This is a genomic window from Mesorhizobium sp. KR2-14 (genome assembly GCF_040049255.1).
Classification (GTDB): Bacteria; Pseudomonadota; Alphaproteobacteria; order Rhizobiales; family Rhizobiaceae; genus Pseudaminobacter.
In genome coordinates, this window is sequence record NZ_JBDZDR010000005.1 from 215,538 (window position 1) to 233,090 (window position 17,553).

At 65.4% G+C, this 17,553-nt stretch carries 16 protein-coding genes; 7 read left to right on the top strand and 9 right to left on the bottom strand.

Annotated features, from left to right (window positions below; all coding sequences use genetic code 11):
* The 5 genes from ABLE86_RS15355 to phnC all read right to left on the bottom strand — a co-directional run bounded on the left by ABLE86_RS15355 (nucleotide 1) and on the right by phnC (nucleotide 5,718).
* Complete coding sequence (locus ABLE86_RS15355) at nucleotides 1-1,185, bottom strand: Xaa-Pro peptidase family protein (protein WP_348779820.1); 1,185 nt, start codon at nucleotides 1,183-1,185, stop codon at nucleotides 1-3.
* A 77-nt stretch (nucleotides 1,186-1,262) separates the two neighbouring features.
* The gene (gene phnE, locus ABLE86_RS15360; protein ID WP_348779821.1) at nucleotides 1,263-2,600 is read right to left on the bottom strand and encodes a phosphonate ABC transporter, permease protein PhnE; all 1,338 of its coding nucleotides are present in this window, start codon (nucleotides 2,598-2,600) and stop codon (nucleotides 1,263-1,265) included.
* Between the two features lie 2 nt (nucleotides 2,601-2,602).
* Nucleotides 2,603-3,562, bottom strand: coding sequence for a phosphonate ABC transporter, permease protein PhnE (gene phnE / locus ABLE86_RS15365; protein WP_348779822.1), 960 nt, complete (start codon nucleotides 3,560-3,562; stop codon nucleotides 2,603-2,605).
* Nucleotides 3,563-3,883: 321 nt separating this feature from the next.
* The gene (gene phnD, locus ABLE86_RS15370) at nucleotides 3,884-4,798 is read right to left on the bottom strand and encodes a phosphonate ABC transporter substrate-binding protein (protein WP_348779823.1); all 915 of its coding nucleotides are present in this window, start codon (nucleotides 4,796-4,798) and stop codon (nucleotides 3,884-3,886) included.
* Between the two features lie 77 nt (nucleotides 4,799-4,875).
* Nucleotides 4,876-5,718 carry a phosphonate ABC transporter ATP-binding protein gene (phnC, locus tag ABLE86_RS15375; RefSeq protein WP_348779824.1) on the bottom strand — a complete coding sequence of 281 codons (843 nt, stop codon included), beginning with the start codon at nucleotides 5,716-5,718 and terminating at the stop codon, nucleotides 4,876-4,878.
* Nucleotides 5,719-6,115: 397 nt separating this feature from the next.
* Here phnC and ABLE86_RS15380 point away from each other — a divergent pair, with 397 nt between their 5' ends.
* From ABLE86_RS15380 to ABLE86_RS15405, 6 genes are all read left to right on the top strand, one after another.
* Nucleotides 6,116-7,426, top strand: coding sequence for an extracellular solute-binding protein (locus ABLE86_RS15380; protein ID WP_348779825.1), 1,311 nt, complete (start codon nucleotides 6,116-6,118; stop codon nucleotides 7,424-7,426).
* 72 nt (nucleotides 7,427-7,498) lie between these two features.
* The gene (locus tag ABLE86_RS15385) at nucleotides 7,499-8,404 is read left to right on the top strand and encodes a sugar ABC transporter permease (protein ID WP_348779826.1); all 906 of its coding nucleotides are present in this window, start codon (nucleotides 7,499-7,501) and stop codon (nucleotides 8,402-8,404) included.
* A 176-nt stretch (nucleotides 8,405-8,580) separates the two neighbouring features.
* Nucleotides 8,581-9,540 (top strand): carbohydrate ABC transporter permease, encoded by a 960-nt coding sequence (locus tag ABLE86_RS15390; protein ID WP_348779827.1) that lies wholly within the window; start codon nucleotides 8,581-8,583, stop codon nucleotides 9,538-9,540.
* Nucleotides 9,537-9,740, top strand: a complete 204-nt coding sequence (locus ABLE86_RS15395; protein WP_348779828.1) for a hypothetical protein — start codon at nucleotides 9,537-9,539, stop codon at nucleotides 9,738-9,740. The genes ABLE86_RS15390 and ABLE86_RS15395 overlap by 4 nt, the downstream gene beginning before the upstream one ends.
* On the top strand, nucleotides 9,737-10,846 hold the full coding sequence (locus ABLE86_RS15400) for an ABC transporter ATP-binding protein (RefSeq protein ID WP_348779829.1): 1,110 nt from the start codon (nucleotides 9,737-9,739) through the stop codon (nucleotides 10,844-10,846). The genes ABLE86_RS15395 and ABLE86_RS15400 overlap by 4 nt, the downstream gene beginning before the upstream one ends.
* A gap of 49 nt (nucleotides 10,847-10,895) precedes the next feature.
* Nucleotides 10,896-11,975, top strand: coding sequence for an ABC transporter ATP-binding protein (locus tag ABLE86_RS15405; protein ID WP_348779830.1), 1,080 nt, complete (start codon nucleotides 10,896-10,898; stop codon nucleotides 11,973-11,975).
* A 138-nt stretch (nucleotides 11,976-12,113) separates the two neighbouring features.
* Here the strand turns inward: ABLE86_RS15405 and ABLE86_RS15410 are convergent, their stop codons facing one another.
* Nucleotides 12,114-13,172 (bottom strand): succinylglutamate desuccinylase/aspartoacylase family protein, encoded by a 1,059-nt coding sequence (locus ABLE86_RS15410; protein ID WP_348779831.1) that lies wholly within the window; start codon nucleotides 13,170-13,172, stop codon nucleotides 12,114-12,116.
* 164 nt (nucleotides 13,173-13,336) lie between these two features.
* Between ABLE86_RS15410 and ABLE86_RS15415 the strand changes: the two genes are divergently transcribed.
* Nucleotides 13,337-14,641 carry an amidase gene (locus tag ABLE86_RS15415; protein ID WP_348779832.1) on the top strand — a complete coding sequence of 435 codons (1,305 nt, stop codon included), beginning with the start codon at nucleotides 13,337-13,339 and terminating at the stop codon, nucleotides 14,639-14,641.
* Between the two features lie 12 nt (nucleotides 14,642-14,653).
* Here the strand turns inward: ABLE86_RS15415 and ABLE86_RS15420 are convergent, their stop codons facing one another.
* The 3 genes from ABLE86_RS15420 to ABLE86_RS15430 are packed head-to-tail and all read right to left on the bottom strand — an operon-like array spanning nucleotide 14,654 to nucleotide 17,544.
* Entirely contained in the window at nucleotides 14,654-15,625 is a 972-nt protein-coding gene (locus tag ABLE86_RS15420; protein ID WP_348779833.1) for a hydroxyacid dehydrogenase, read from the bottom strand.
* Between the two features lie 6 nt (nucleotides 15,626-15,631).
* Complete coding sequence (locus ABLE86_RS15425; protein ID WP_348779834.1) at nucleotides 15,632-16,372, bottom strand: FadR/GntR family transcriptional regulator; 741 nt, start codon at nucleotides 16,370-16,372, stop codon at nucleotides 15,632-15,634.
* Between the two features lie 2 nt (nucleotides 16,373-16,374).
* Nucleotides 16,375-17,544, bottom strand: a complete 1,170-nt coding sequence (locus ABLE86_RS15430; protein WP_348779835.1) for a mandelate racemase/muconate lactonizing enzyme family protein — start codon at nucleotides 17,542-17,544, stop codon at nucleotides 16,375-16,377.
* Nucleotides 17,545-17,553: the final 9 nt, after the last annotated feature.

Genomic DNA, 17,553 nt, shown 5'->3' on the forward strand with positions numbered 1-17,553 from the left:
TCAGCCGCCCACATTCCAGCCGCGGCCGCGTTTGCCGAACAACTCGTGGCCGTCCTCGGTGATGGCCACCGTATCCTCCAGCTTGATGAAGCCGCGTGTGGGGTGGAGCATCGTGGTCTCCACCGACAGCACCATGCCGGGCTCAAGCGGCCTGTCGGCATCGACACCCTCATAGGCTACCGGGTGGTTGGTCATGAGGAACGGCACCTCATGGCTGATCAGCCCCATGCCGTGCGCGAAGAAATCCGTATAGGCGGCAACCGACGAGGCCTTCAGCACCGCTTCGGCGTGGGCGATCATGTCGCCGCCCAGGGCGCCGGGCCGGCAGTGCCAAAAGGCGGCCTGCTGCACGGCGTCGATCTCGGCCAGCAAATCCTTCAGTTCCTGGTCGGGCTCGCCCATCACACCCATGCGGCAGAGGTCGCCGATATAGCCGTGGAAATTGCCGCCGGAATCGAGCGACAGCACCTCGCCCTTGTTCCAGGTCTGAGGCGACACCGCCCGGTTGTGGCTGGCGCCGATGGTGATCAGGCAATACTCGAATTGCAGCCCGCGATTGGTCTCCTCGCGGCGCAGCGCCTCGACGATCTCGCGCTTGCTCGCGCCCGCGCGCTGGCCGGAAAACACCGCAAGCATCGCGTCGGTGATCAGCTCGGAGGCCTGGCGAAGCAGGTCGAGTTCCTGCGGCGTCTTGATCGCGCGCAGCCGCTCCAGGGTGCCGGTGGCGTCCACCAGTCTCTCGTTGCCCAGCGCCTGCGCCAGCACATGATGCGCGTCCGAGGGCAAAAAGGCCGGCTCGATGCCGATGCGCGCGCCCTGCCTGCCGATCTTCCTCAGATGTCCGGCAGCCAGCGTGGCGGCATCCACCGAGCCCCAGCTCGCGGTCTCCACCGTCGGCGTCCAGAACGGGTTGTTGTGATGCTCGCCGCCTTCCATGCGGTTGCCGATATAGGCGGCATGTTCGGGCCGGCCCTTTTCATAGATCAGCACCGGCAGGTAGCGGCTGTGGCCTATCGCATCCATGGCCGAGAAGAAGATGAATTTGTAGCCGCCGAGCAGGTACTGCACATTGTGCTTGGATGTCGCGACCAGCACGTCGATGCCGGCCTCGTCCATCAGCCGGTCGAGCTTTGCGTGGTCGAACGGCGCGCTGCCTTCCCGGCTCGTTCCCGCTGCAATATTCATCGCTTCCCTCCCTGAATGCCGCCAGTCTATCTGGTCGGACCAGATTAGGCGAATTCAGGCGAGAGGCAAAGGCAGACTTAGCGTCCCGCGCCGCCTTCCATCAGCCGGCGCCGCAGCGCGTTGGAGATGTTGTCGAAGATGAACACCACGATCAGGATCAGCAGCACCATGTAGGCGACGTTGGCCCAGTTCGAGTTGGTGCGCATGGCTTCCCAGAGCTTCAGGCCGATGCCGCCCGCACCCACCGCGCCGATGATGGTGGCCGAGCGCGTGTTCGATTCCCAGAAATACAGCGCCTGGCTGACGAACACCGGCAGCACTTGCGGCATCACGCCATAGCGCTGCACCACCACCGGCGAGGCACCCACCGAGCGCACACCCTCGCGCTGCTTGTCGTCGATGTTTTCCAGCGTCTCGGAATAGACCTTTCCGAGCGTGCCGGTGTCGGTGAAGAAGATCGCCGAGATGCCGGCCAGCGGCCCCGGCCCGAAGGCGCGGGTGAAGAACAGCGCCCAGATCAGCATGTCCACCGAACGCAGGAAGTCGAAGAAACGTTTTGTCGCCTGGTTGGCGAGGAAGCTCGGCGTGATGTTGCGCGCGGCGATGAAGGCCAGCGGAAGCGCGATGAAGGAGGCGAACAGCGTGCCCACGAAGGCCATGACGATGGTCTGCAACAGTTTTGTCCAGACGTCGCCATGCTGCCATTGCGAGTTGTTCCAGATGTTGTCGAAGGCAAGCGCCGCATTCGACATCTCGGGCTTGATGCGCTCGCCCGAGATGATCAGGCCCGCCACTTCAGCCAGCGGCTTGCCCCAGAAGGGCGAGCGCGGATCGAACAGGAAGTTCGGCCAGCCGAAGAACCGGCGGCTCAACGACACGCGCTCGGGCATGATGCGCACTTCGCCGGCAAAGCCGAAATCGGCCTTCACCTCGTCCTCGCGCAGCGTTGCCCAGGCGGGCAGTTCGCCCTGCGGCTTGGCGCCCGTGGGTTCGATAACCACCGTCAGCTTCTCGCCGCGATGCTCGACCTCGACCAGCTTGGCATCGGCCACGATGCGGCCGGCCGAACCGAAGTCCACGGTCACCTTACGGCCGTCCTGAACCAGCCAGTCCGGGCTGGGATTGTCGCCCAGCGGCGAATAGCGCGGCCAGGTGACCTTCGCCTCGTCGCCCGAGAAGCGGATCGTGGGCCTGAGGTCGTAGGAATACCACTGCCGCGCATAGATCTCGGCGCGGTCCCACTGGCCGCCGGCGATCACCGTGCCGATGGAGAAGAACCACCAGCAATAGACGACATAGACGAGCGTGCCGAGCGCGATCAGAAGGGGCAGCGAGCGTTTCAGCAGCGGCCGGTGGAACACCTCCGGATGGCGGCTTTCGATCTCGGACAATTGGGTGGCGGAAAGATGCGTCATGGTCAGCGTCCGAAGTCGAAGGATTGCGCGCCGACCAGCTTGCGGCGCAGCCAGGCCGAAAGCTGGTCGACGGCGACGATGGTGACGAAGAGCAGGAGGATGATGGCGAGCGTCTTGGCCTCGTGGCCGCGGCCGATCGAAAGGCGCAACTCCTCGCCGATGCCGCCGCCGCCCACGGCGCCGATGATGGTGGAAGCGCGCACGTTGATCTCGAAGCGCAGCAGCGCGTAGGACATGAAGTTGGGCATCACCTGCGGCACGATGGCAAAGCCCACGCGCTCGAACCAGTTGGCGCCCACCGCCCGCAGGCCCTCCTCGGCCTTCATGTCGGCGTTCTCGACCACTTCGTAGAACAGTTTTCCCAGCGCGCCGATGGTGTGGATGCCCACCGCCAGAATGGCCGGGATGGCGCCGAGCGACAGCACTGCGGCGAAGAAGCCGGCAATGACGATCTCGGGGAAGGCGCGCACGATTTCCATGTAGCGCCGCACCACGAAGCGCAATGCGCGGCTGGTCACCAGGTTCTTGGCGGCGAGGAAACAGAGCAGGAAGCCGAAGACGAAGCCGATCAGCGTCGAGAGCGCTGCGATGTTCAGCGTCTCCAGCATCTTGTAGAAATATTCTGGCACGTAGAAGCCCGAGCCGAACAGATGGACCCGTCCTTCGGGGTAGTCGTATTTCAGGCTGCCGTCGAAATAGGGGGAGGGCAGGTCGAACAGCGCGCGCCACACCTCGAGGCCGTCGCGGGGCAGCATATCGCCGACGAAGTCGAAGAAGTGCGGCAGCCGGTCGAAGAACTTGCCGGCATTGGATTCATTGGCGAACCAGAGCGAGGCGCCGAGTGCCACCGCCAATGCGCCGACGATGAGGGCTGAGTAGAGACGGCGCCGCGCCGCCAGTTCATGCCAGTGCCGCTCGATGGCCATGCCTTCGGCGGACAGGGTGTGGGCAGTCTGGCTCATGCCGTCTCCAACTCAGACTGGGTTTTGGAAAGGATGGATGCTTGGGCAGGGCGATCGCATATGGAATTTCGACCCCCACTCCGGTTTGCTTAGCAAACAACCTCTCCCCCGATCGACGGGGGAGAGGAAGCGCCGTCCGCAAGGCTGGCACCCTTCCTCTCGCCTTTTGAGGGGGAGAGGTGCCGAGCGAAGCGAGGCGGAGTGGGGGTAGGTCGCGCCATGTGCAATTGCCCTACCGCCGCAACCGATTGGCCCTGCCATGAAATGCGGATGAGGGGGTAAGGCCGAAGCCTCACCCCCGCAGCGCCCTTGGGAGGACAATCAGCCGCCGATCTGCGCCTTACGGGCGTCGATGATCGGCTGGTAGAATTCCGGCGTGACTTCGGTGTAGCTGGTGAAGTCGCCGCCCTGGATGGCGGAGAAGCAGGCCGGGTCGGTCTTCGGCAGGTCGACCATGAACTGCTTGAACTTAGCCTTGAGGTCGGCGTCGAGCTCAGTGCGCACCACGATCGGGCCGTTCGGGATCAGCGGCGACTTCCAGAGCTCTACGAAGTCCTTCATGTCGATCATGCCCTTGGACACCATCTTGTGCAGGTTGCCGGAGGTGTAGCCCTCGTCGAAATCGCCCACGCCCGAGCCGAAGGTGGTGCCAGCGTCGAACTTGCCGTCCTTGACGGCGAGCACGAGGTTCTCATGGCCGCCGCCGAAGCCGGTCTCGCCGAAGAATTCTTTCACAGCGACGTTGCCGAGGTCCTTGGGCAGCGAGGTGACCGGGATCAGGTAACCCGAGGTCGAGTCCGGGTCGGCGAAGCCGAGCTTCTTGCCCTTCATGTCGGCGAGAGTCTTGATGCCGGAATCCTTGCGGGCGACCATGATCGAGTAGTAGCCCTGCGAGCCATCGGTCTGCACCGTGGTCAGGATCGGCTCGACCGCGTCGGCGTTGGCGAGATAGATCTTGGCATAGCCCGAGGCGCCGAGCTCGGCATAGTCGAGCGTGCCGCCCAACAGGCCCTGGATGACGCCGTCATAGTCGGTGGCCGGGAACAGCTTCACTTCCTTGACGCCGATGGCGGCCGGCAGCTTGTCGGCGAGGCACTGGTAGTTGCGAAGGCTGTCGGCCTCGTTCTCGCCGCCGAGGATGCCGACGCGGAAGGTTTCCAGGGTTTCGGCGCGGGCGGCGGTGCCGCAGGAAAGGGCGAGGGCGAGCGCGCCCAGAAGGGCTTTCTTGAGCGACATGGAGTTCTCTCCTGTTAAGTCGGATTGCATTTTCGACTGCTAGCAGCCCTTCACGCGGGCGAGACGATCACGGTCGTTCAGTGCCCGGCAAAGGCGGGCACCAGGCTTCCGGCGGATTCTATTTTGCGCAGCCGCTCGGGGCGGATGCTGGTGGAGGTGATGGCTTCCGAAATTTCCTCGCCATTGGCGTCGGCGCCATAGACCAGGCGCACGGCGTCGCGCGTCAGCTCTTCCGGCGGGCCGTCGAACACCACCTTGCCGCCCGCCATTCCGACGATGCGGTTGCAATAGGTGCGCGCGGTGTCGAGCGTGTGCAGGTTGGTGATGACGGTGATGCCTTCGCGCAGATTGATGTCGCGCAGCGAGTCCATCACCACCTTGGCGTTCATCGGGTCGAGCGAGGCGATCGGCTCGTCGGCGAGGATCAGCTTGGGCTGCTGCATCAGGGCCCGGGCGATGGCCACGCGCTGCTGCTGGCCGCCGGAAAGCGTGCCGGCGCGCTGCAGCGCGGTCTGGGCGATGTCCAGCCGCTCCAGCGCGGCAAGCGCCAGCGCGCGCTCTTCGCGGGAGAAGATGCCCATCAGGTTGAGCGCGGTGGAGCGGTGGTTCAGACGCCCGAGCAGCACGTTGGTCAGCACGTCGAGGCGTGGCACCAGGTTGAACTGCTGGAACACCATCGCGCAGTCGCGCTGCCAGCGGCGAAGCGTGGCGCCCTTGTGGGCCGACACTTGCCTGCCATCAAAAAAAATCGCCCCATCGGAGGGGTCGATGAGGCGATTAATCATGCGCAGAAGGGTCGACTTGCCGGCGCCGGAGCGACCGATGATGCCGACCATCTGGCCCTGTTCGATGTCGAGCGCGACGCTGTCCACGGCGGTCTTCTTGCCGAAGCGACGCGAGACGTTGCGGATTTCCAGCATGGTGCTTTCCCCGTTTGGCTGTTCCAGCCTCTGGGGGAGTCCGCTAACGGAGCATCATGAAACGGCCGTGTCAGTTGCGTGTCAGTTTTGTTACGCTGCACAGTCGACGGCGAATTTTCTGGCGGCCAACCCACAACTGGTCCTGCCAGATGGAAGGACATGGCGGTTCGGTCTGCTACGATACTGCTTGCCAAAGAAAGCACTTGACGGCTTGGCGCCAATTGGTAATACCAGATTTTGGAGGAGGAGCGGATTGGGCGTCAAAGCCTAAATCGATTTAGAACCGGCGGGATGGCGGTTCCCAAGCAGTGCATTGAGACTACCCGGAGCAGCCAGCGACCATCGGTCCGGCGCGGCTTCGACAAGAAGGTAGAGTGCGCACAAGGGAGGAACTCAAATGCGCAAGACACTGACCGGCATGTTTGCCGGCATAGGCCTGTCGCTTGCCTGCAGCACATCGGCGTTCGCGCAGGAACTCACCATCTTCTGGGCCGAATGGGACCCGGCCAACTACCTCCAGGAACTCGTTAACCTGTACGAAGCCGAGACCGGCGTGAAGGTGACTGTCGAGACGACGCCCTGGGCCGATTTCCAGACCAAGGCCTTCACTGAATTCAACGCCAAGGGCGATGCCTATGACCTGATCGTCGGCGACAGCCAGTGGCTCGGCGCCGGCTCCACCGGCGGGCACTATGTCGATCTCACCGACTTCTTCAACAAGCACAAGCTTGGCGAGGTCATGGCCCCGGCCACGGTGAAATATTACGCCGAATATCCCGGCAACAGCGGCAAGTACTGGGCGATCCCGCTCGAGGGCGACGCCGTCGGCTGGTCCTATCGCAAGGACTGGTTCGAAGACCCGAAGGAAATGGAGGCCTTCAAGGCCAAGTACGGTTACGACCTTGCCGCGCCGAAGGACTGGAAGGCGCTGCGTGACATAGCCGAGTTCTTCCACCGCCCGGACGAGAAGCGCTACGGCATCGCCATCTACACCGACAATTCCTATGACGCGATGGCGATGGGCTTCGAGAACGCGCTGTTCTCCTATGGCGGCGAGCTGGGCGACATGGCCACCTACAAGGTCGACGGCTACATCAACTCCGACAAGGCGGTGGCAGCCCTCGATGCCTACAAGGAGCTCTACAAGTACACGCCTCCGGGCTGGGCCAAGACCTTCTTCGTGGAAAACAACCAGGCTATCACCGAGGGCCTGGCGGCGATGAGCATGAACTACTTCGCCTTCTTCCCGTCCTTGCTCAACGAGGCCACCAACCCGCACGCCAAGAACACCGGCTTCTTCGCCAATCCGCCCGGCCCCGACGGCGACCAGTTCGCCGCGCTCGGCGGGCAGGGCATCTCGATCGTGTCCTATTCGAAGAACCAGGACGAGGCGATGAAATTCCTCGAATGGTTCATCAAGGACGAGACCCAGAAGAAGTGGGCCGAACTCGGCGGCTACACCTGCAGCGCGGCCGTGCTCCAGTCCGACGAGTTCCAGAATGCGACGCCGTACAACAAGGCCTTCTACGAGACCATGTTCAAGGTGAAGGACTTCTGGGCGGTGCCGGAATATGCCGAGCTGCTGCAGCAGCTCAACCAGCGCCTCTATCCGCACATCGTCGGCGGCGAGGGCACGTCCAAGGAAGTGCTCGACGCGCTGGCTGGCGACTGGAAGGCCACCTTCGCCAAATACGGCCGCGGCGAATAGCGGCAACAGAAGCGTCGGAGGGGGCGCAGCCCGCCCCCTCCATCATTTCCGGCATTGCAGGGGAACGACGCCTTGGCGACCGCAGTCATGACAACGCTGGATCCGGGTTCCCGGGCCGCCGCGCGCGGCATGAGCGATCTCTCGATCCGCAACCTCTTCATCATCCCGACGATCCTGTTCCTGATCGTCTTCAACATCTTTCCGCTGCTCTATTCGCTCTATTATTCCTTCACCGACTTCCGCGCCTCCACCAACGCCGAGGCGAATTTCGTCGGCCTGCAGAACTATCGCGAGCTGCTCAATGACCCCTTCATCTGGTCGAACTTTTCCATCACCGCCAAATACGTCATCGTCTCGGTGACCGGGCAGGTGCTGGTCGGCTTCGGGGTGGCGCTTCTGCTCAACCGGCAAATCCCCTTCAAGGGGCTTTTGACCACGCTGCTGCTCTTGCCGATGATGCTGTCCATGGCCGTCGTCGGCCTGTTCTGGAAGCTGCTCTACGACCCGTCCTTCGGCATCATCAACCATGCGCTGGGCCTGGGCACCTTCGAGTGGCTCGCCAATCCGGACATGGCGCTCTATGCGGTCGCCATCACCGACATCTGGATGTGGGCGCCCTTCGTCATGCTGCTGTCGCTGGCGGGCTTGTCCGCGGTGCCGAAACATCTCTACGAGGCAGCGGCCATCGACCGGGCGGGCAGCTTCTACACCTTCTTCCGCATCACGCTCCCGCTGGTGGCGCCGATCCTGATGATCGCCATCATCTTTCGCACCATGGAGGCGTTCAAGACCTTTGATCTCGCCTACATCCTGACCAGCCAGCCCACCACCGAGGTCATCTCGATCCGGCTTTACAAGATGGCGTTCCAGGAATGGCAGACCGGGCGGTCCTGCGCGCTGGCCTACATCGTGCTCATCATGGTCATCGCCATCACCAACATCTACGTGAAGTACCTGAACAAGGTGAAGGAGCGCTGAGATGAGAGTTCCTTCGGTCAGTTCTTTGATCGGGCAGTCCTTGCCTTTACCCCCACCCCTTACCCCTCCCCACAAGGGGGAGGGGGATTCTGAGACGCTGACGACCCCCTCCCCCTTGTGGGGAGGGGTAAGGGGTGGGGGTCTGAAGTGCAACGCAACGCCGGGGGGGCGCTGACATGGCCGCAGTTCGCACGCGCGGCGAAGTCGCGCTCAACCGTCTCGCCATCGCGGCCGTTCTGGTCATTACGCTGGTCTTCCTGGCGCCGATCTACTGGATCACCTCCACCGCCTTCAAGCCGCGCAATCTCGCCACCACCGTGCCGCCGACCATCGTGTTCGAGCCGGAGATTTCGCCCTTTGTGAAACTTTTCACAAAGCGCTCGCAGCTTCGCACCGCGCCCACCCCCGAGGAATATGCCGCCGCCCCCTGGTGGGAGCGGCTGATCTTCGACGGCGGTGAAAAGGTCGTGCGCTCGGGCAAGGGCGAGATCCAGCCCTCCGGCTATCCCAGCCGCTTCCTCAACAGCCTCATCATCGCCATCACCTCCACGGCGCTCGCCGTCAGCATGGGCACGCTCACGGCCTACGGCTTCTCCCGCTTCAAGGTGAAGGGCGAGGCAGACCTTTTGTTCTTCATCCTGTCCACGCGCATGCTGCCGCCGGTTGTGGTGGCGATCCCCATGTTCCTGATGTACCGGGCGGTCGGCCTCAACGACACGCATTGGGGCCTGATCATCCTCTACACCGCTTTCAACCTGTCCTTCTCGGTTTGGCTGATGAAGGGGTTCATCGATGAGATCCCGAAGGAATATGAGGAAGCGGCGCTCGTCGACGGCTACACGCGCATGCAGGCCTTCTTCAGGATCGTGCTGCCCGAGGCCGCCACCGGCATCGCCGCCACCGCCGTGTTCTGCTTCATCACCGCGTGGAACGAATATGCCTTCGCGCTGATCATGACCAACCGGCGGGCGCAGACAGCACCCCCCTTCATCCCGTCTCAGGTCGGCTCGGGCCTGCCCGACTGGACCGTGATCGCCGCAGGCACCGTGCTGTTCCTGCTGCCGGTCGCTATCTTCACCTTCCTCCTGCGCAACCATCTTCTGCGCGGCATGTCCTTCGGAGCGATCCGCAAATGAGCTGGCGCGCCTTGAACCGGAAATATTTCGAGCCCGGCTCGATCCTGCTCATGGTGCTGGGCATCGCGGCGCTGTGCCAGCCCTGGAGTCTGGCGCTGCATCGCTATGGCGTCACCACGATCCTGATCGGCCTCGTCGGCTTCATGGTCACCTCCAAGATCGCGCCCGAGGAGCAGAGAGACGAGGGGGCGCGGCAGTGACGCAGATCGAGCTTCGCGGCGTCGAAAAGTTCTTTGGCGCCGTCCAGGTCATCAAGGACCTGAACCTCCATATCGACCACAACGAGTTCATCGTGCTGCTCGGCCAGTCGGGCTGCGGCAAGACAACCACGCTGCGCGCCATCGCCGGGCTGGAGACCATCGACCAAGGCGACATCCTCATCGACGGCAAGCCGGTGCAGCACATGAAGGCGTCCGACCGCGACATCGCCTTCGTGTTCCAGTCCTTCGCGCTCTATCCGCATATGAGCGTGTTCGAGAACATCGCCTTCCCGCTCAAAGCCACGCGCAAGAGCAGCAGCGAGGTCGACAGCGAGGTGAGGAGCGTCGCCGAGACGCTGCGCATCACCCATCTGCTCGGGCATCGGCCGTCGGCGCTGTCGGGCGGCGACATGCAGCGCGTGGCGATCGGCCGGGCGCTGGTCCGGCGCCCCAAGGCGCTTCTGATGGACGAGCCCATCGGCGCGCTCGACGCCAAGCTGCGCGAGGAGATGCGCGCCGAGATCAAGCGCCTGCACATGAAGCAGGGCTCGACCACCATCTATGTCACGCACGACCAGGTCGAGGCGATGAGCCTCGCCGACCGCATCGTCATCATGCATGAAGGCGTGCTGCAGCAGATCGGCAGCCCGGCCGAGGTCTATGCCTATCCGGCCAATCTGTTCGTGGCGCAGTTCGTCGGCAGCCCGGTCATGAACGTCGCGCCTGCCTCGGTGTCGTCCGAGGGCGGCACAGCCCGCGTCACCGTCGAAGGCGCGCAGCAGGGCTTTTTGTTTCCCGCCGAACTGCTCGGCCGGCTCGATGGGCTGAAGGCCGCCAATGGCAGCCTCGCGCTGGGCATCCGGCCCGAGGGCATCATCGTCCGGCACGAGGCGCAGGACGGCTTCCTGCCGGTCGATGCGCAGCTCATCGAGCCGCTCGGCGCCTATGACATCGTCGATCTCAAGGTAGGCTCGCAGACGCTGCGCGCCCGCACCCGGAGCGGATTCGTCGCCCATGCCGGCGCCCGCGTCTTCGCCCGCCTCGATCCGGCGCAGGCGCATTTTTTCGACACCAGAAGCGGCAATTCGCTGGGGGTGAGGCTGTGATGGGGGTGCTTCGCCATTCGCTTGATGTCGATCAGGAGAACGCCTGACCATGGCCCATATCCGGCTCGAAAACATCGTCAAGAAATTCGGCGCCCATGTCGCGCTGAAGGGGCTCGACCTGGAGATCGCCGACGGCGAGTTCTTCGTCCTGCTTGGCCAGACCGGGGCGGGCAAGACCACCTCGCTGCGCGTCATCGCCGGGCTGGAAAAACCCGACGCGGGCAGGATCCTCATCGACGGCACCGATGTCGGCGCCTGGGGGGCTGCCGAGCGCGACGTTGCGCTGGTGCTGCAGCAATATTCGCTCTATCCGCGCTACACGGTGCGCGAGAACCTCGAGTTTCCACTCAAGCCGAAAATCCGCCGCCTCGACCAGGCCGAGATCGACGAGCGCGTGGCGCGCGTGGCAAAAACCTTGCGCATCGAGCACCTGCTCGACCGCAAGACCGACCGGCTCTCCGGCGGCGAGATGCAGCGCGTCTCCATCGGACGCGCCATCGTGCGCCAGCCGCGCGTGTTCCTCATGGACGAGCCGCTGTCGGCGCTCGACGCCAAGCTGCGCGAGGCGCTGCGCACCGAGCTGAAGAACCTGCAGGTCAATCTCGGCGCCACCTTCCTTTTCGTCACCCACGACCAGATCGAGGCGATGTCGATGGGCGACAAGATCGGCGTCCTCAACGAGGGCCGCCTGGTCCAGACCGGCACGCCGCACGAGATCTACAACAACCCGCTCAACACTTTTGTTGCCCGTTCAGTCGGCTCGCCGCCCATGAACCTCCTCGATGGCGAGCTGCGCAGCGGCCGCGCTGTCATGTCGGAGCCGGGCTTTGCCCTGCCCTATGACGGCGCGGCCGCCCTTGCGCCCGACGGGCGCGGCCTCACCTTCGGCATCCGCCCGGAAGACCTGCATCTGGAATCCGGCGCGCCGGTGGAGGCCAGGGTGCACGACGTGGAAAACCACGGCGTGGAAAAGATTCTCAGGCTGCGGGTGGGCAACGCCATGCTGCATGCCACCGTGCCCGCGCGCACCGACGTGGCGCTGGAGGAAGCGGTGCGCTTTGCCTGGAACCCCAGGAAAGTAGTGCTGTTCGACCGCGCCAGCGGTATCAGCCTGCGCCACGCCGGGTAGGTTCTCTACGACGAGCCAGGCGGCACGCGGTTCGAAAATCTGCCGGAGCAGGCATTTCCCGAAAGCCGAATTCCCCGCTTTCGGTCTGTTCCGGGTTTGACGCCCCGCGCGAAGGCCCCTCGCGCGGGGCTTTTTTGCCTAGTCCTCCAGCGCGCCGGACCGCGCATCGGCGCTGCGCGCCACGCCCACCAGCTTCACCAGGTCCTCGCCGGCGCGGATCGAGCGGGTGGCGCGGCGGGTCAGGATAAATCCATCCTGCGGCGCCAGCACTTCCACACGGCCCCCTTCCTCGCCGGGGGCCGCCACAATGGTCGCCAGCCGCTGTCCGGCCTTCACCCGGTCGCCGGGCTTCACGTCATAGACGATCGCGCCGGCCGCCGGCGCCGGCATCATCTCGATATGGTCGATCGGCGCCACCTCGCCTTTGAACGCCTTCGGCGTCTCCACCGACTTGTCCTCGATCACGCCGCGCGCCACCAGAAGCCGGTAGAGCCCTTCGGCGTCGGCCTCGGCATGGCCGGCCTCCACGTCGAGAATGCCGCGATATTCCACGGTGGTCACCACGCGGCGCTCCAGCTTCGCCTCGCCGGCCGGCAGCTTCAGATAGGGGCGCAACGCCGCCTCGTCGAAGGAGGCGCCCGAAGCGTCGCTCCACAGCACCACTGCGTCCACGCCCATGCAGGCGGCGCAATCGGCCATGGCCGGCCACAGGTCGCTCTGGATGTAGAGATAGGGCAGGCCCTCGTCGTCGCAGTGCAGGTCCAGCACGATCTCGTGGCCGAGCGAGAGCTTGATCAGCCGTGCTTTAAGCTGCTCGTCGGCGTTCAGCGGCGTGTCGTCGCCCGGCAGCAGGATGGCGTCCGGCCTGTCGATCAGTGGGAAGTCGCGGTTGAAGTTGGTGCGCGTGCCGAGATGGAAGCGCCCTTGCGTAGCGCCGAAGAACTGCTGCGCGCGGCCCACCGGGTTGGCGCGCGGAACGATGGTCAGGTTGCCGCGCACGCGGCCCTCGGCCTCTGCCTTGCGCAGCTTCGGCATCAGCGCGTCCACCGCCACCACGCCCGGCAGCTCGTCGCTGTGGAGTGCGGCCTGGATATAGGCGTTCGGCGCGTCCGGCGCCGAACCGGCGATGCGGAAGACGGGAAATTCGTAAGCCACCCCGTCGCCATTGCCCCTGATCGTCTCGATCGTCTTCTGCATCGTGCTTTTCCTTGGTCCTGCGTTCGCCTTGACCGGATGCCCGAAAAATGGGAACCGGTTTCCCCAAAATGTCGTGGTTGGATAGGTGGATAGCGCCCCTTTGGAACGGGACGCCGACACTTCTTTTAAACAACCGCGCCGGAGCGAAGCAAGCTGGGGGAGCCATGCAGTCTAGCCGCGACCGTCTCGAAGCCGTCCTTGCACGCCTTTCGGCCCGCGCCGACGAGGAACGCGTCTTCACCCGGATCTATGCCGAGGCCGCCCGTGCCGCGGCAGATGCCGCCGATGCCCGCCGCAAGGCCGGCGTGTCGCTGGGCGCGCTCGACGGCCGGCTCGTCTCGATCAAGGACTTGCTGGATGTCGCGGGCGAGCCCACCCTGGCTGGCTCGGCCATCCGCCGCGAGGCCCCGCCGGCAGCACACGACGCGCTCGTGGTCCAGCGCCTGCGCCGCGCCGGTGCTGTCATCGTCGGCAAGACGGCCATGACCGAATTCGCCTTCACCGCCGTCGGCACCAATCCGCATTTCGGCACGCCTGGCAATGCGGCCGATCCCGCCCGCATCCCCGGCGGCTCGTCGTCGGGCGCCGGCGTCTCAGTGGGCGAGGGCACCAGCGAGATCGCCATCGGCTCGGACACTGGCGGCTCCATCCGCATCCCGGCCGCGCTCAACGGCGTGGTCGGCTTCAAGCCCACCGCGCGGCGCGTGCCGCTCGATGGAGCGTTTCCGCTGTCGCCCACGCTGGATTCGGTCGGCCCGCTGGCCAGGAACGTGGCCGACTGCGCCCTGGCCGACGCCATCATGGCGGGCGAGGAGTTTTGTGCTCCGCGCGCGGTGCCGCTCGCCGGCCTGCGCATCGGCCTGCCGCGGGGTCGCCTGCTGGAGGGGCTGGAGCCGGCGGTCGATGCCGGTTTCCGGCACAGCCTGCACCTGCTGGAAGCCGCGGGCGCCCGCCTGGCCGACCACGGCATAGACGATCTTGTCGACTCCATGATCGACGCCACACGGGGCGGCTCCATTGCCGGCATCGAGGCGGCCGCCGTGCATGCCGACTGGCTGGCCGATCCGGCTCTCGCGGCACAGGTCGATCCGCGCGTGGCCGGCCCGCTGGCGCGCCGGGCCACGGTGTCTGCGGGCGCCTACATAAAGCTCATCGAGCGCCGCACAGCGCTTGCCCGCGGCATGGACGAACGCCTGGCCGAGGTGGACGTGCTCGCACTTCCCACCACGCCCATCGTCGCCCCGCTCATCGCCTCGGTGGAAAACGACATCACCGCCCAGAACCGCACAGACGATCTCGTGCTGCGCAACCCGCAGGTCGCCAACCAGTTCGACCTCACCGCCATTTCGCTGCCCATGCCGGGCATGGAACTTCCCGGCGGGCTGATGCTGTTCGCCCGCCACGGCCACGACCACCGCCTGCTCGCCATCGCGACCGCGGTTGAGGCGGCGCTGGGCAAGGCGGGGTAGAGGGCTCCCCCGCTACCCAAACCGCCGCCGATAATGCTCCACCGCCTCGGGGTTGCGCAGGTTTACGGGCAGCTCGCCGGAGAGCACGCGCAAGGCTTCTTGGGCCGCGCCCACCCCCATGCGCTCCATGCTTTCCTCGGTGATGCCGGCCATGTGCGGTGTCACGATCACGTTGGGAAACGAAAAATAGGGGTGGTCGGGCGGCAGCGGCTGGGTGGCAAAAACATCGAGAGCGGCGCCGCCGAGGCGCCCCTCGCGCAACGCCTCCATCAGTGCGGCGTCGTCCACCACCGGCCCGCGCGCGACATTGATGAGCAGCGCGCCGGGCTTCATGCGGGCGATGCGGTCGCGGCTCATCAGGCCGGTGGTTTCGGGCGTCAGCGGGCAGCAAAGCACGACCACGTCGCTTTGCTCGACCAGTTCGTCGAGGCCGACGAAACGCGCCCCATCCGGCAGGCTCTTTTCGCTGCGGCTGGTGGCGAGCACGTCGAGGCAGAAGCCGTGCCGGGCGATGGAAAGGACGGCGTGGCCGACGCTGCCCATGCCGACGATGCCGATGGTGCGGCCGGCAAGCTCATTGGTGAGGTTGGCGTGTTCGCGGCCGGCAAGCCAGCCCTGCGTGCGCAGGTCGCGGTCCATGGCGCGAAAGCGGCGCAGCAGCGAAAGTGTGACGAAGATGACGTGCTCGGCCACCGAGCGCGCATTGACGCCCGGCACATTGGCCACCAGCACCCCGGCGCGCGTTGCCGCCTCCACCGGGATCATGTCGAGCCCGGCGCCATGGCGGATCGCGGCCCGCAGTTTCGGCGTGTTGGAAAACAGAGCGGCCGGCAGCGGCGCGCGCACGATGACGATCTCGGCCTCCGCCGCCTCGCGGGTCAATGTGGCGTCGTCGAGGGCCGAGGCGATCTTGAGTTCGCCGGCATCGGCGAGGATGGCCGTTGCCTTGGGGTGCAGCGGATGAGTCGAGAAGATCACCGCCACCCGGCTTTACTCCCGCCCGGTGTCGGGCTGCGGCGCCGCGCCGTTCGGCTGGCCGGACGCGCCGATCTCGGTGCCGGCGATCAGCCCCTTCCAGTAGCTCTCCGCGCCCTGCAGATGCGCGCTCATCAGTGCCTGGGCAAGATTGCCGTCGCGGCGCAGCAGCGCTTCGTAGATCTGGATGTGCTCGGCATGCGATTTGCGGCCGCGCTCGGGGTCGTTGAAATAGATCGGCAGGCGCTGCTCGCCCATGACGTAGTAGACGCTGCAGATCCGGTGGAAGACGCTGTTCTTGGTAGCGCGCACGATCTCGAGGTGGAAGTCGCGGTCCTGCTTGGCGAGGTCCTCGCCAGCTTCGAGGCGCTCCTCGGATTCCTTCAGGATCTCGCGCAGCCGCTCATAATTTTCCTCGGTGGCGCGCGAGCAGGCCAGTTCGGCGGCCTTGATCTCGTGGATCTTGCGCAGTTCCACCGTCTCGTAGATCTGGATCGGGTCGAGCGGCACGCCCGCCTTGGCAAACAGCGCCATGGCCTCCACGCTGGCCTGCCGGGTGGTGAGATAGATGCCCGACTTGGCGCGGCGCTCCACTATGCGCATCGCCTCGAGGATCGCCAGCGCCTCGCGGATCTGGCCGCGGCTCACCGAGAAATGCTCGGCCAACTCGCGCTCGGAAGGGGTGCGGCCGGTCTCGGCGTCGGAGCAGGAAAACAGGTAGGCGGCAAGTTCCGCGAGCAGGTTGTTGTCTTTCATCGTCAGGCGCTCTGCTTGTGGGCCTCCAGGAACCGTTCGGAGACCGTAAACCCCAGACCGGGAGAATCGGGGATCGCAATCATACCCCCCTCGACCGTTACAGTCTCCTCGATCAGATCATGGATCATCGGATTAGCCCCCAGCGAATATTCGATGGTGAAGCTGGCGGGCGAGGCGGCGCAGACATGGAGCCCGGCGAAGAAACACGGCGCGCCGGCCCACAGGTGGGGCGCGAAGCGCAGGTTGAAGGCGCTGGCGATCGTGCCGATCTTCATCGCCTCGCTGATGCCGCCGCAGAAGGCGGGATCGGGCTGGAAGATGTCGGCCGATTTCAGCATGGCGAGGTCGCGGAAGGCATAGCGCGTCGCCTCGCTCTCGCCGGTGGCGATCGGAACGCTGGTGGCAGCGCGCAGCTCCGCCATGCCCGGCTTGTCGTCGGCGATCACCGGCTCCTCGAACCAGGCGAGGTCGCAGTCGGCGACCATGCCGGCGAAGCGCTTGGCTTCGGCCACGGTGTAGGTGCCGTGTGCGTCGACCATGAGGTCGATGCCGGGCCCAAGCGCCTTGCGCGCCGCGCGCACGCGCTCCGCCGAGATGTGCGGCGCGCCGTCCATGGCGCCCACGCGCATCTTCACCGCCTTGAAGCCGCCGGCCTCGACATAGGATTTCAGCTGGTCGCCGATCGTTTCGGCGTTCGCCCAGCCGCCGGAGGCGTAGGCCGGCATGCGTTCCAGCTTGCGCCCGCCCAGCAACTGCCAGACCGGCTTGCCGAGCGACTTGCCAAAAATGTCCCACAGCGCGATGTCGACCGCACTGATCGCCGCGATGGAAAGGCCGCGCCGCGCCAGCTGCGGCATGGCATGGCCGGCGGCAGCTGCGGTCTCATGGCGCACGCCGTTGTAGAGCATCTCCCAGATGACGCCGATGTCGCCGGCATGTAGACCGATCAACTGCGGGGCGATCTCGTGGTTGAGCATGTGGACGAGCGCGCCATAGGTGCCTGCGCTGCCAGCCGCGTTCTTGCCTTCGCCCCAGCCGACGAGCCCGTCGTCGGTCTCGATGCGCAAAATGGCGGCGTCGAAGGTCCGCACCTGACCGAAGTCGCTACGGTGTTGCCGGTCCGTCTGGATGGGCACGCGAACCCACCATGCCTGAACGTGTCTTATGCGCATCTCGCACCT